The sequence below is a fragment of the Rhizobium sp. 01N48 genome, assembly GCF_056399145.1.
Genome location: NZ_JBFTQT010000007.1, coordinates 109,581 through 122,884, shown reverse-complemented (window position 1 = coordinate 122,884; position 13,304 = coordinate 109,581). Strand labels below are relative to the sequence as shown.

At 61.0% G+C, this 13,304-nt stretch carries 13 protein-coding genes; 5 read left to right on the top strand and 8 right to left on the bottom strand.

Annotated features, from left to right (window positions below; translation table 11 throughout):
- Positions 1–56: 56 nt before the first annotated feature.
- The 7 genes from clpA to AC1DOG_RS15215 all read right to left on the bottom strand — a co-directional run bounded on the left by clpA (position 57) and on the right by AC1DOG_RS15215 (position 6,602).
- The gene (gene clpA, locus AC1DOG_RS15245) at positions 57–2,558 is read right to left on the bottom strand and encodes an ATP-dependent Clp protease ATP-binding subunit ClpA (protein WP_018900018.1); all 2,502 of its coding nucleotides are present in this window, start codon (positions 2,556–2,558) and stop codon (positions 57–59) included.
- Between the two features lie 10 nt (positions 2,559–2,568).
- Positions 2,569–2,922 (bottom strand): ATP-dependent Clp protease adapter ClpS, encoded by a 354-nt coding sequence (gene clpS / locus AC1DOG_RS15240; RefSeq protein WP_018900019.1) that lies wholly within the window; start codon positions 2,920–2,922, stop codon positions 2,569–2,571.
- A gap of 259 nt (positions 2,923–3,181) precedes the next feature.
- A complete protein-coding gene (locus tag AC1DOG_RS15235) occupies positions 3,182–3,550 on the bottom strand; it encodes a phasin family protein (RefSeq protein ID WP_477929131.1) in 369 nt (122 codons plus the stop codon).
- A gap of 264 nt (positions 3,551–3,814) precedes the next feature.
- Positions 3,815–4,249: a DUF3597 domain-containing protein gene (locus tag AC1DOG_RS15230; protein WP_477929129.1), complete on the bottom strand. Its 435-nt coding sequence runs from the start codon at positions 4,247–4,249 to the stop codon at positions 3,815–3,817.
- A 150-nt stretch (positions 4,250–4,399) separates the two neighbouring features.
- On the bottom strand, positions 4,400–4,603 hold the full coding sequence (locus tag AC1DOG_RS15225; RefSeq protein WP_018900022.1) for a DUF3126 family protein: 204 nt from the start codon (positions 4,601–4,603) through the stop codon (positions 4,400–4,402).
- A gap of 136 nt (positions 4,604–4,739) precedes the next feature.
- Positions 4,740–5,603: a serine O-acetyltransferase gene (cysE, locus tag AC1DOG_RS15220; RefSeq protein ID WP_477929127.1), complete on the bottom strand. Its 864-nt coding sequence runs from the start codon at positions 5,601–5,603 to the stop codon at positions 4,740–4,742.
- A gap of 213 nt (positions 5,604–5,816) precedes the next feature.
- Positions 5,817–6,602 (bottom strand): alpha/beta fold hydrolase, encoded by a 786-nt coding sequence (locus AC1DOG_RS15215; RefSeq protein ID WP_477929125.1) that lies wholly within the window; start codon positions 6,600–6,602, stop codon positions 5,817–5,819.
- 186 nt (positions 6,603–6,788) lie between these two features.
- Between AC1DOG_RS15215 and AC1DOG_RS15210 the strand changes: the two genes are divergently transcribed.
- Both AC1DOG_RS15210 and AC1DOG_RS15205 read left to right on the top strand, forming a co-directional pair.
- On the top strand, positions 6,789–7,034 hold the full coding sequence (locus tag AC1DOG_RS15210) for a zinc-finger domain-containing protein (RefSeq protein WP_018900025.1): 246 nt from the start codon (positions 6,789–6,791) through the stop codon (positions 7,032–7,034).
- Between the two features lie 43 nt (positions 7,035–7,077).
- A complete protein-coding gene (locus AC1DOG_RS15205) occupies positions 7,078–8,229 on the top strand; it encodes an FAD-dependent monooxygenase (RefSeq protein ID WP_477929122.1) in 1,152 nt (383 codons plus the stop codon).
- Positions 8,230–8,241: 12 nt separating this feature from the next.
- Here the strand turns inward: AC1DOG_RS15205 and AC1DOG_RS15200 are convergent, their stop codons facing one another.
- Positions 8,242–9,432: a cystathionine beta-lyase gene (locus AC1DOG_RS15200; RefSeq protein ID WP_477929120.1), complete on the bottom strand. Its 1,191-nt coding sequence runs from the start codon at positions 9,430–9,432 to the stop codon at positions 8,242–8,244.
- Between the two features lie 379 nt (positions 9,433–9,811).
- Here AC1DOG_RS15200 and AC1DOG_RS15195 point away from each other — a divergent pair, with 379 nt between their 5' ends.
- The 3 genes from AC1DOG_RS15195 to AC1DOG_RS15185 all read left to right on the top strand — a co-directional run bounded on the left by AC1DOG_RS15195 (position 9,812) and on the right by AC1DOG_RS15185 (position 13,296).
- Complete coding sequence (locus AC1DOG_RS15195) at positions 9,812–10,837, top strand: amino acid ABC transporter substrate-binding protein (RefSeq protein ID WP_018900028.1); 1,026 nt, start codon at positions 9,812–9,814, stop codon at positions 10,835–10,837.
- Between the two features lie 97 nt (positions 10,838–10,934).
- The gene (locus tag AC1DOG_RS15190; protein WP_477929118.1) at positions 10,935–12,140 is read left to right on the top strand and encodes an amino acid ABC transporter permease; all 1,206 of its coding nucleotides are present in this window, start codon (positions 10,935–10,937) and stop codon (positions 12,138–12,140) included.
- Position 12,141: 1 nt separating this feature from the next.
- On the top strand, positions 12,142–13,296 hold the full coding sequence (locus tag AC1DOG_RS15185; protein WP_477929116.1) for an amino acid ABC transporter permease: 1,155 nt from the start codon (positions 12,142–12,144) through the stop codon (positions 13,294–13,296).
- Positions 13,297–13,304 lie beyond the last annotated feature (8 nt).

Sequence of the window (13,304 nt, the reverse complement as noted above, 5' to 3'; positions counted from 1 at the left end):
GGCACAGGCTCCGAAACATGAAAAAGGCGGCCCGGGAGCCGCCTTTTCTATTTGCTTTACTTCTTCGGCACCCTCGGCACTGCGCCCTTCTTCGGCGCGCTCTTTACCTCGGGCTCGGCAACCGCTGCTGCCTTCGACTTCTTGACCGTGGCCTTCTTGGCCTTGGCCTTCGTCTTCAGCTCGCCGTCATCCTCGTCGTCCACCTCGGGGTGCACGACTTCGGCTTCCGGCTTCGGCTTGATCGGCGCGGTGTCCGATACGGCTTCCAGGATGATGCCCGGCTTGCCGTCTTCCTTCGGTCCGACGGTGACGTTGACGACGCCGCCCTTCTTCAGCTTGCCGAAGAGGATCTCGTTGGCCAGCGGCTTCTTGATGACGTCCTGGATGACGCGCGCCAGCGGACGGGCGCCCATCTTTTCGTCGTAGCCCTTCTCGGCCAGCCACGAAATCGCATCCTCGTGCAGGTCGAAGGTGACATTCCGTTCGGAAAGCTGGGCTTCGAGCTGCATGATGAACTTCTGCACGACCTTGTGGATGACCACGGTCGGCAGCGGCGCGAACGGAATGACCGCGTCCAGACGGTTGCGGAACTCCGGCGTGAAGATGCGGTTCAGCGCTTCCTCGTCCTCGCCCGTCCGCTTGGACGAACCGAAGCCGAAGGCGGCCTTTGCCATTTCCGACGCGCCCGCATTGGTCGTCATGATCAGGATGACGTTGCGGAAGTCGATCTTCTTGCCGTTGTGGTCGGTCAGCGTGCCGTGGTCCATCACCTGCAACAGGATGTTGTAGATGTCGGGGTGGGCCTTTTCGATTTCGTCGAGCAGAACCACGCAATGCGGATGCTGGTCGACGCCATCGGTCAAGAGACCGCCCTGGTCGAAGCCGACATAGCCGGGAGGTGCACCGAGCAGACGCGAAACCGTGTGCCGCTCCATGTACTCCGACATGTCGAAGCGAAGAAGCTCGACGCCGAGCGACGAGGCCAGCTGCTTTGCCACTTCCGTCTTGCCGACGCCTGTCGGGCCGGAGAAGACGTAGGAGCCGATCGGCTTGTTCGGTTCACGCAGGCCGGCGCGTGCCAGCTTGATCGAGGTCGAGAGCGCTTCGATCGCGAGATCCTGGCCGTAGACGACCGAGCGCAGTTCCTGCTCAAGATTGGCGAGAACGGCTTCGTCGTCCTTCGACACGCTCTTCGGCGGGATGCGGGCCATCGTGGCGATCGTCGCCTCGATTTCCTTCTCGGTGATCAGCTTGCGGCGCTTGGATGGCGGCAGCAGCATCTGGGCCGCGCCGGTTTCGTCGATCACGTCGATCGCCTTGTCCGGCAGCTTGCGGTCGGAGATGTAGCGGGCCGACAGCTCGACCGCCGTCTTGATGGCGTCGTTCGAGTAGCGCAGGTGGTGATACTCTTCGAAGTAAGGCTTCAGCCCCTTCATGATCGCGATGGCGTCGTCGATGGACGGCTCAGCCACGTCGATCTTCTGGAAGCGACGCACCAGAGCGCGGTCCTTCTCGAAGAACTGACGATATTCCTTGTAGGTGGTCGAACCGATGCAGCGGATCGCGCCCGAAGACAGAGCCGGCTTCAAGAGGTTCGATGCATCCATCGCGCCGCCAGAGGTGGCGCCGGCGCCGATCACCGTGTGGATTTCGTCGATGAACAGAACGGCGCCCGGATACTCCTCGAGTTCCTTGACGACCTGCTTCAGGCGTTCTTCGAAATCACCGCGATAGCGGGTGCCGGCGAGCAGCGTGCCCATGTCGAGCGAGAAGATCGTCGCATCGGCCAGCGCTTCCGGAACCTTGCCTTCCATGATCCGCTTGGCCAGACCTTCGGCAATCGCCGTCTTGCCGACGCCGGGATCGCCGACGTAGAGCGGATTGTTCTTCGAACGGCGGCACAGGATCTGGATGGTGCGGTTGACCTCGGCGTGGCGGCCGATCAGCGGATCGATCTTGCCGGTCTTGGCCTTCTCGTTGAGGTTGACGCAATAAGCCTTCAGGGCGTCCTGCTGCTTCTTGGCGCCGCCTTCTTCCTCGGTGCCGCGCGCAGCATTGGGCTTGCTCTCGGCTTCGCCTTCCTCGGCGCCACGCGGCGTGCGGTTCTCCGAAGAGCCAGCGCGCTTGCCGATGCCGTGCGAGATGTAGTTGACCGCGTCGTAGCGGGTCATTTCCTGTTCCTGCAGGAAGTATGCAGCATGGCTTTCGCGCTCGGCGAAGATGGCSACSAGCACGTTGGCGCCGGTCACTTCCTCGCGGCCGGACGACTGCACATGGATCACGGCACGCTGAATGACACGCTGGAAGCCGGAGGTCGGCTTCGAGTCTTCATCGTATCCGGTGATCAGGTTGGAGAGTTCATTGTCGACGTATTCGACGAGCGTCTTCTTCAGCGCGACGAGGTCGACGTTGCAGGCACCCATGACGGCTGCCGCATCGGCGTCGTCGATCAGGGCGAGCAGCAGATGCTCGAGCGTCGCATATTCGTGATGCCGCTCGTTGGCAAAGGTCAGTGCCTGATGGAGCGCCTTCTCAAGACTAGGCGAAAATGTTGGCACGTTCAGATCCTCACTTCTTTTCCATGACGCATTGCAGCGGATGCTGGTGCTGTCGGGCGAAGTCCATCACCTGGCTCACCTTGGTTTCCGCCACCTCGTATGTAAATGTTCCGCATTCGCCAACGCCGTGGTTGTGGACATGCAGCATGATGCGGGTGGCACTTTCACGGTCCTTCTGAAAAAACCGCTCCAGGATGTGGATGACGAATTCCATGGGCGTGTAGTCGTCGTTTAGAATAAGCACGCGGTACAGGTTAGGCTTCTTGGTCTTCGGTTTGGTGCGCGTTATGACCGAGGTGCCGCGATTTCCGTTGTCCCCGTTCCTTTCGCTATCATCCTGCATCCGGACGGGCGTTGCGATCATTTTCATTCGTTCCTCGATCAACCCGGCGGAGCATGGGAGATGTGCTTTACCCGCCGAATGTCTGACTACTAACTTAGTTCATAATAGAGCGATTTTAAGCCCCTTGCTTCACACTGCAATCACAATTCGCCCGCGTCAGGCGCAAAGACACAAAAATAGCGCGCAGATTTGAGACTGCCTGACGGCAAAACAAAAAGACCGGCTGCAGATGCGTAGCCGGTCTTTGTATTTCAAGAGGTAAGAGACGTGTGCGCTAAGCTTAGGCCGCCGTCTGCGTCGCCACCGGCGCCGGCTTCATTGCCTTCGCGGCGGCCGCGACCGGCGCCTCGTAGGGCTTGTAGGCGCTCTTGGCGATGTCGGAGTACATTTCCGTCAGCTTCGTCGCTTCGGCGACAAAGTTTTCGTAGGCGGACTTCACATAGCTGGTCTGCAACTCGAAGACGGCTTCGAAGCTGCGGGCGCCCGAGAGCGTCTCGAAATGCGTGACAGCGTCCTGGAAAGACTTCTTGGAATATTCGGTGGTTTCCGTCGCGATCGCTTGCATACCCTTGGCGGTTTCCGAGTAGCTTTTCAGCACCGCGTCCATGGCTTCCTTGCTCTTGCGATTCGTGTCGTCAAAATTCAGCATGACTATCCTCCTTGTCTTGCGTACTTGCCGTGCGTGGGCCTCCTTGCCCTGCCTCGACATCGAAGGTTAGCTGCACCGCACACGAAGTCAAGCGACTTTGTGCAACGCAAAACAATCATTGGTTGCGACGACAATTGTAATCCTGGTCCGATTTTCGAGCGACGTACGTCTTTAATTGATTTCGCTAAAATATATCAGGCGGCCGCAACCGTAAGCTTTGAACAAAAACTCGCTTGCGCGCCGCGAATACTTTCTCGACGACTATCAGTCGAGCAGATCGGCCGGAACCTTGCCGCCATTCTCCGACAGCTTCTTCAGAAGTGCCTTGTGCAGGAACATGTTCATCGTCGCCGAGTCGTTCTTGTCGCCGGTATAGCCGAGCTCGGTCGCCAGCTCCTTGCGCTCTGTGAGGCTCGCATCCATGCCAAGAGCCTTCATGAGATCGACGATCGAGCGACGCCAATCGAGCTTCTGGCCGTTCTTCTTGACGGCGGCGTCGAGCACCAAGGCGATATCGACCGAGGTTGACGGAGCGGAGGTGGCTGGCGATGTGGGTGCAGGGGTCGGAGACGGGCTCGGGGCGGCTGAAGGCGATATCGGTGCCTGCGCGGGCTCAATCTTCGGCGCAGCGGCCGGCGTTGCCTCGGCGGCGTGTGCCTCACCCCAGATTGCGTGTTTGATCTTGTCGAAAATACCCATGTCCGGTTTCCCCTTGATGGCGCTCGAGCACATGCTCAAGCCCAAGATGGGGCGCAAGACCGGGTGGTCCAGAGCCGGACCAGCAATTTCGGCCAGGCCGCGACGCCGCGGCCCAGGCACAATCGGTGCGAGAAGGACCTCGCGACCGGATCAGAGATCGACGTCGAGGATCGCCATCGAGAAGTTGTACGAGCGGTCGCCGTCCTCGTCATCGATGTAGACGACGCCCAGAAATTCCTCGCCCATGTAGACTTCAGCGGAGTCGTTCTTGCGCGGACGTGCCTTGACGATCATTTCCGGGTTGAACGTGCGTTTGAAATAGGCGTCGAGTTTCTTGATTTCTTCGGGCTTCACACTGCATCTCCTGAGCGGTCTCAATGGCCGCTTTTTGCATGGGAAAGTTGGGCCTGTAAAGGCGCGGAGCCGGTTGTGACACCGCTTTCCCGCCGTTCTCCAGGCCATGTTGTCGCGATCAGCGACGCGAAAGCGCCTAAATGTCGGCGCCCATCACCTGGTCCACGATCACTTGGTCGATGATCACCTGATCCATGAGCCGGGATGGTTCCGAACAGCCGGCCGTGCCGACCACCTTGGCGGGTACGCCCGCGACCGTCGTCTTCGGCGGCACCGCCTTCAGCACGACGGAGCCGGCCGCGATGCGCGAGCAATGACCGATCTCGATATTGCCGAGGATCTTGGCGCCGGCACCGATCAAGACGCCGCTGGCGATCTTCGGATGACGATCGGCCCCCTCCTTGCCGGTGCCGCCGAGCGTGACGCCGTGCAGGATCGAGACGTTGTCGCCGATGACGGCGGTTTCGCCGACGACGAGGCCGGTGGCGTGATCGAGGAAGATGCCGCGGCCGATACGAGCGGCCGGGTTGATATCGGTCTGGAAGACGCTCGACGAGCGGCTCTGCAGGTAGAGCGCCAGATCACGACGGCCGCGATTGAGTAGCCAGTGCGCGAGACGATGGGTCTGCAGCGCGTGGAAACCCTTGAAATAGAGCAGCGCTTCCATGAAGCGCAGGCATGCCGGATCGCGGTCGTAAACGGCCTGGATGTCGACGCGCAGGATGGCGCCCCATTCCGGCCAGTCGGCCAGCATCTGGTCGAAGGTCTGGCGCAGCAGGATTGCCTGCATGTCAGGATGATCGAGGCGCTCGCAGATGCGGTAGATCACGCATTCCTCGAGCGAGCGATGGTTGAGCACGGTCGAATACAGAAATGCCGCCAGCACCGGATCGGCTTCGGCGGCAAGACGCGCTTCCTCGCGCAGGCTATCCCAGATCGGGTCCATCGCCTTGAGCGAACCTTGGGGCTCAAGAGGACGAATGTCTGACTTCGCGACCATCGAGGTCTCCTTGTCTTCCGAATGGCACTCCATCCGGGCATTGTATTCAGACCGAGTATTCCGGCTGGATCCGTCGATCGGCGCCGGGCATTTGCGCCTGAGTGTCACCCTATATAGGGCAAAATCCGGCTGATATAAATGGGGCGGCGGAAACAGCTTTTCGCTATTTCCGCATTTTGGTGAACGATCGCCCTTGCGCGCCCGCCCCTGATGTCACCGGGCGGAGAGCTCCGCGTAAAAGTCAAGAACGGCCGCCTTGAACACCTTGTCGCCGACTGCAAGCATGTGGTCGCGGCCGGGGATATCGAGCGCGCGGGCGTCGGGCATCAGCGCCGCCAGCTCCTGCGGAGAACCGGCGATGTCGTCCTTGGTTCCGACGGCGACCAGCGTCGGCGCCTCGATCTTTGCCATGTCGCTTCGTTCGACCAGATCGCGCGAGCCCCTGATGCAGGCGGCGAGCGCCTGGCGGTCGCTCTTCGTCTGCTCGGCGAAGGCGCGGAACATGCGGCCGCGGGCATGGGTGACGCCATCAATCGACGGCGCGAGAAGCGCATCGGCGATCGGGTCCCAATCGCCGACACCATCGGTCATGCCGATTCCGAGGCCGCCGAGCACCAGCGAACGGACGCGATCGGGCCTGCTGAGCGCCGCGAAGACCGAGATGCGCGCGCCCATCGAATAGCCGATGAGGTTGGCTTCCTGAATGCCGAGATGATCGAGCAGCGCGATGGAATCAGCTGCCATGATCCAGGGGCGATAGGCTTCGGAATCATGCGGCTTGTCGCTTGCGCCGTGGCCCCTGTTGTCCATGGCGATCACCCGGTATCCGGCCTCGCCCAGCGTTTTCAGCCAGCCCGGGTAGACCCAGTTGACGCTGGCGGTCGAGGCGAAGCCGTGGATGAGCAGCACCGGCGGTCCCTCGGGATTTCCCTCGTCGAAATAGGAAAGGTTGAGGCCGTCGTGCACGAAGGACGAAAAGGCAGGCGTATTCAAGTTCATCGGGGCAGTCCTGTTTTGCCGGGACCATATTTTATCGGGCCGCGGACGGGAACCCCTGCCCCAATCAAAAAGCACGGCCGAAAAGCGCCTCCAAAAACTATCGGGCGCCCCTCTCCTTTGGCTCGACACATTTCCGGTGACGCACTATAAGGTGCGCACGTTTTCAAAGGCATTCGGAGATCCCTCATGGCCGGTCACAATATCCCTCACTTCCAGAACGACGGCGGACATCGTGTCATCGAAGTCGGCGTGAAGGAATTCATGTGCACCGGCGCCTCCGTTCCCTACGACCACCCGCATATCTTCATCGACATGGGCGACGAGAACGAGAAGGTCTGTTCCTACTGCTCGACCCTCTACCGCTTCAACGGCGCGCTGAAGGCCACCCAGACGAACCCGGCCGGTTGCGTCTTCCATTTCCAGGTCGCCTAACTCACACGTCGCTTAATTCACCGAAACACAGATTGGATCGACCATGTCGGTCGAACATGCCGCTATTATCGGAGCGGGCGTCGCTGGTCTGACGGCGGCGCTGGCGCTTGCCAGGCATGGCATTCGCTCGGAGATCTTCGAGCAGGCGCCTGAACTGACCGAGGTGGGCGCCGGGCTGCAGATGTCGCCCAACGCGTCGCGCATCCTCGACAAGCTCGGCGTTCTCGACCTGTTGACGCCGATCTGGCTCGAACCGGGCAGCATTCGCCTGATCTCCGGCACGTCTTTGCATGAACTGGCCGCCGTGCCATCGGGTCCCGCCGCCCGCGCGCGCTGGGAGGCGCCCTACGGGGTGCTGCATCGCACCAGCCTGCAAGCCGCGCTCCTTGCCGCAGTCAAAGACAATCCGCTCTGCACGCTTCATCTCGGCTCGCGCATCGAAAGCGGCGATATCGCCGCGATCGCCCGCGCGGGCGGTGTAATCATCGGCGCCGATGGCGTCTGGTCGAAGACGCGCGATCTTGTCGCCGACAGCCCCTCCTCGCGCTTTTCCGGCAACATCGCCTATCGCTTCACCGTCTCGGCGGCTGATGCGCGGGGTATCCTCAACCGCGAGAGTGTTTCGGCCTTTCTCGGGCCATCGGCGCATCTGGTCGCCTATCCGCTGCGAGAAACCGACAGCTTCAACATGGTGGCGATCACGACTGGCCATGCCGCTACGCGCGAATGGCTGGCGCAGCCGACGCAGGCGCAGCGCCAACAGTTGCTCGCCCGCTTCTCGCGGTGGAACCCGGCGCTTCTGTCGCTGTTCGAAAAATCCGGCGAGATGACCTTCTGGCCGCTTTACGAGGCCACGCGCGGCAAGTGGCAGAACGGCCGCGATACGGTGCTGATCGGTGATGCGGCGCATGCGATGATGCCGTTTGCCGCACAGGGTGCCGCGATGGCGATCGAAGACGCCTATGAACTGGCTTCGTTCCTGGCCAAGCGCCCTGCCGCCGAGGCGCTGCCGCTGTTCGAGGCGCATCGCGTGCCGCGCGTGAACCGGCTGCGCCAACGCGGCGCTTTCAACCAGTTCGTCTATCACGCCCGCGGTCCGTTCCGGATCGGGCGTGATATCGTTCTCTCTCTGAAGCCGCCGCAAAGTCTCGCGGCGGATCTTGACTGGATCTACGCTTATCGCGCCATGGACTGACAGCGCCGCTGATCAGACCGCCTTGGCGGCCGCGAAGCCGCGCTCGATATCGAGCTTGATATCGGCGACGTCCTCCAGACCGATCTGAAGGCGGATCACCGGACCCTCGGTCGGCGCCTTGGTGACGCGGCGGTCGTTCAGGTTGACGTGGACCGCCAGGCTTTCGAAGCCACCCCAGGACCAGCCGAGACCGAAGATCCTCAGCGCATCGAGGAAGGCATGCGCCTTCGGCTTGAAGGCGGCCGGGCCATCGGCCTTCAGCACGAAGGAGAAGATGCCGCTGGCACCCTTGAAGTCGCGCTTCCAGAGCTCGTGGCCCGGGAAGCTCGGCAGCGCCGGATGCAGCACGGCCGCCACGTCTTCGTGGCCTTCCAGCCATTTGGCGATGGTGAGCGCGCTTTCGTAGTGGCGCTCGAGGCGGACGCCCATGGTGCGCAGGCCGCGCAGGATCTGGTAGGCATCGTCAGGCGCGCCGCAGATGCCGAGCGTGATGTTGGCCTCGTGCAGCTGCTCCCAATGCTTGGCATTGGCCGAAACCGTGCCCATCAGGATATCGGAGTGACCGGACGGATATTTCGTCGCCGCGTGGATCGAGATATCGACGCCGTAGTCGAGCGGTCGGAAATAGACGGGTGTCGCCCAGGTATTGTCCATCGTCACCACCGCGCCATGCTTGTGGGCGATCGCGGCAATGGCCGGGATATCCTGCATCTCGAAGGTGTTGGAGCCCGGCGCCTCGGTGTGCACCAGCTTGGTGTTGGGCTTGATCAGCGTTTCGATGCCGACGCCGATCGCCGGATCGTAATATTCGACGGAAACGCCGAGGCGCTTCAGCATCGTGTCGCAGAAATGGCGCGTCGGGCCATAGACCGAATCGACGACCAGCGCATGATCGCCCGACGACAGGAAAGCCAGGAACGGCACGGTGACGGCGGCAAGACCAGATGGAACGAGGATCGTCCCGGCCGATCCCTCAAGCGCGTCGATCGCTTCGCAAAGAGCGTCGGTGGTCGGCGTTCCGCGCGTTCCATAGGTGTATTTCTGCGCCCGCTGGTCCATCGCCTTGGCATTGGGAAACAGCACCGTGGACGCATGCACGACGGGCGGATTGACGAAGCCATGATAGTCGGAAGGGTCATTGCCGATATGCGAAAGGCGGGTATTGATGCCGGCGTTTTGAAGCAGGCCGTCTCTATCTGTCATGCTAATTAAGCCTTTGGAATGAACGCTCTTTGCGGAACTCTTGGACCTGTCCCGAGGCGGGGTCAACCCCGCTCACGTAACGTAAAGTCGACGAACAGAACCGGTCGGTACGGCAATTATCCAGATATATCAGTGAGTTTACGCGATTTTTTTCGCCAAACACTGCCTTTTGGGTAATCAATTGCTCATTTTGTGAGCCCCGCTCAGCAAATTGCCGAAATATCACGCAATCTTGTGGCGCGAGACTTGACCGTAGTGACATTTCCGACTGTGATAGACCAACTCGCGCCGGGAGGGTGTCGGGTCGCTTGGGGGGTCTGCATGCTTCTGCGGATGCTCCCACAATAAACAAAAGATAACGGAAAAAAGGTTGGGAAAAATGAAGATTAAGCTTCTGTCGGTCGCCATTGGCGCAGCAGTCTTCGCACTTGGCGCTTCGGCAGCTTCGGCGACAACGCTTGGGGACGTAAAGGCAAAAGGGTTCGTTCAGTGCGGCGTCAACACCGGCCTGACCGGTTTCGCGGCACCTGACGCTTCCGGCAACTGGGCCGGTTTCGACGTCGATTTCTGCAAGGCCGTTGCATCCGCCGTCTTCGGCGATCCGACCAAGGTGAAGTACACGCCGACCAACGCCAAGGAGCGCTTCACGGCGCTGCAGTCCGGCGAAATCGACGTTCTGTCGCGTAACACGACGTGGACGATCAACCGCGACACCGCTCTCGGCTTCAACTTCCGCCCGATCACCTATTACGACGGTCAGGGCTTCATGGTTCGCAAGAGCCTGAACGTGAAGTCGGCTCTCGAACTCTCGGGCGCTGCCATCTGCGTACAGTCCGGCACCACGACCGAGCTCAACCTCGCCGACTACTTCAAGGCTAACAACCTGCAGTACAATCCGGTGGTTTTCGAAAAGCTCGAAGAAGTCAACGCAGCCTATGATTCGGGCCGTTGCGACGTCTACACCACCGACCAGTCCGGCCTCTACTCTCTGCGTCTGACGCTGAAGAACCCCGACGAGCACATGATCCTGCCTGAGATCATCTCCAAGGAGCCGCTTGGCCCGGCCGTTCGCCAGGGCGACGACCAGTGGTTCGACATCGTTTCCTGGACGGCTTACGCGCTGATCAATGCCGAGGAATTCGGCATTACCCAGGCCAACGTCGACGAGATGAAGAACTCGCCGAACCCAGATATCAAGCGCTTCCTCGGCTCCGAGGCTGACACCAAGATCGGCACCGATCTCGGTCTCACCAACGACTGGGCTGCAAACGTCATCAAGGGCGTCGGCAACTACGGCGAAATCTTCGAGCGCAACATCGGCCAGGGTAGCCCGCTGAAGATCGCTCGCGGCCTGAACGCGCTGTGGAACAAGGGCGGCATCCAGTACGCACCTCCGGTCCGCTAATCGGCCCCATATGAAAGCCCGGAAAGGCGACCAAGCCGCCTTTCCGTCTTCCAAAAAAGAAAAGCCCTAAAAGGGGCACACAGGGGAAAGGCTCGGCATGGCGCAGCAAGAGGCGGCTCACACCACACCCATATCCGAAACCGGCTGGAGCTTCCGCTCAGCCATGTACGACCCGAAGTATCGGGGATACTTCTTCCAGGTCCTGACCATCGTGGTCCTCGTTGGCCTCGTCTGGTGGATTGCCCACAACACCGCAGCCAATCTGGCGCGCAGCAACACGGCCTCGGGCTTCGGCTTCCTGCGCGGCCGCGCCGGTTTCGAAGTCGGCCAATCACTCATTCCCTATTCCAGCGATTCGACGTATGGGCGCGCGCTTGTCGTCGGCATTCTGAACACGATGCTGGTGGCCATTGCAGGCATCATCACGGCAACGATCATCGGCTTCATCGTCGGCATCGGGCGCCTGTCGCACAACTGGCTGATCGCCAAGCTTTGCACCGTCTATGTCGAACTGTTCCGCAACATCCCGCCGCTGCTGGTCATCTTCTTCTGGTATTCGGGCGTCCTTGCAGTACTGCCGCAGCCGCGTGAATCGCTGCATCTGCCGTTCAGCATGTTCCTCAACAATCGCGGCCTGGCCTTCCCTCGCCCGATCTTCGAGAACGGCATGCTGGCCGTGCTGGCGGCTTTCGTGATCGCCATCATAGCGGTGGTCTTCATCGCACGCTGGGCGCACAAGCGTCAGGCGGCAACCGGCCAGCCGTTCCACACGATCTGGGTATCGATCGGTCTGATCGTCGGCTTGCCGATCCTTGCATTCCTCGCAACCGGCATGCCGATGTCGTTCGATGTTCCTGTTGCCGGCAAATTCAACCTCACCGGCGGCTCCGTCGTCGGCCCGGAATTCATGTCGCTGTTCCTGGCGCTGTCATTCTATACCGCCTCGTTCATCGCCGAGATCGTGCGCGGCGGCATCCGCGGCGTCGCAAAGGGCCAGTCGGAAGCTGCCGGCGCGCTCGGGCTACATCCGTCCAGCGTCACGCGTCTCGTCGTCGTGCCGCAGGCGATGCGTATCATCATCCCGCCGCTGACCAGCCAGTACCTCAACCTGACGAAGAACTCGTCGCTGGCGATCGCCATCGGTTTTTCCGACCTCGTCGCCGTCGGCGGCACGATCATGAACCAAAGCGGTCAGGCCATCGAGATCGTCTGCATCTGGGGCATCGTCTACCTCGGGCTCAGCATCCTCACCTCCCTGTTCATGAACTGGTTCAACGCCAAGATGGCTCTGGTGGAGAGATAAGATGTCGGTATCCAATCAATCGTTCGTCCGAACCGAAATCCTGGCTCCCGAACCCGCCCCCGCGGGCGAAAAGGGCGCCAACGCCTGGATCCGCAAGAACCTGCTTGCCACACCTAAAGACGTCGTGATGACGATCCTGGCGCTGGCGCTGCTCGCTTGGGCGGTGCCGCACATCGTCAACTGGCTCTTCGTCCAAGCGGTGTGGACGGGTCCGGACCGCACGTTCTGCGCCACTACCGTGCAGGGCGGCGTCCAACCGGATGGCTGGAGCGGTGCCTGCTGGGCTTTTGTACAAGCCAAGTATGACCAGTTCCTGTTTGGGCGCTATCCTCTTAACGATCGCTGGCGCCCGACCATCGTCGGTATTCTGTTCGTGCTGCTGCTCGTGCCGATGCTCATCCCGTCGGTGCCGCGCAAGGGCCTCAACGCCATCCTGCTCTTCATCGTGCTGCCGATCCTTTCGTTCTGGCTGCTCTACGGCGGCTTCGGTCTTGAAGTGGTCGAGACATCGCTCTGGGGCGGCCTGATGGTCACCCTGATCCTGTCCTTCGTGGCGATTGCGGTGTCCTTCCCGTTCGGCATCATGCTGGCGCTTGGGCGGCGCTCCAAGATGCCGGTTATCCGCATGGTCTGCGTGGCGTTCATCGAGATCATCCGCGGCGTGCCGCTGATTACCGTTCTGTTCATGGCAAGCGTCATGCTGCCGCTGTTCCTGCCGACCGGCTGGACCGTGGACAAGCTGCTGCGCGCCCTGATCGGGGTGTCGATCTTCACCTCAGCCTATATGGCCGAAGTCATCCGCGGCGGCCTGCAGGCCATTCCGAAGGGACAGTTCGAGGGGGCGGATTCGCTGGGCCTTGGCTATTGGCAAAAGACCCGGCTCGTGATCATGCCGCAGGCGATCAAGCTGGTTATCCCCAGCATCGTCAACACTTTCATCGGCACCTTCAAGGACACATCACTGGTGTCGATCATCGGAATGTTCGACCTGCTCGGTATCGTGCGCCTGAACTTCTCGGACGCCAACTGGGCAAGTGCCGTGACGCCTTTGACCGGCCTGATCTTCGCGGGCTTCGTTTTCTGGCTTTTCTGCTTCGGCATGTCACGCTATTCAAACTTCATGGAACGCCACCTCGACACTGGCCACAAACGATAAGAGCAAGG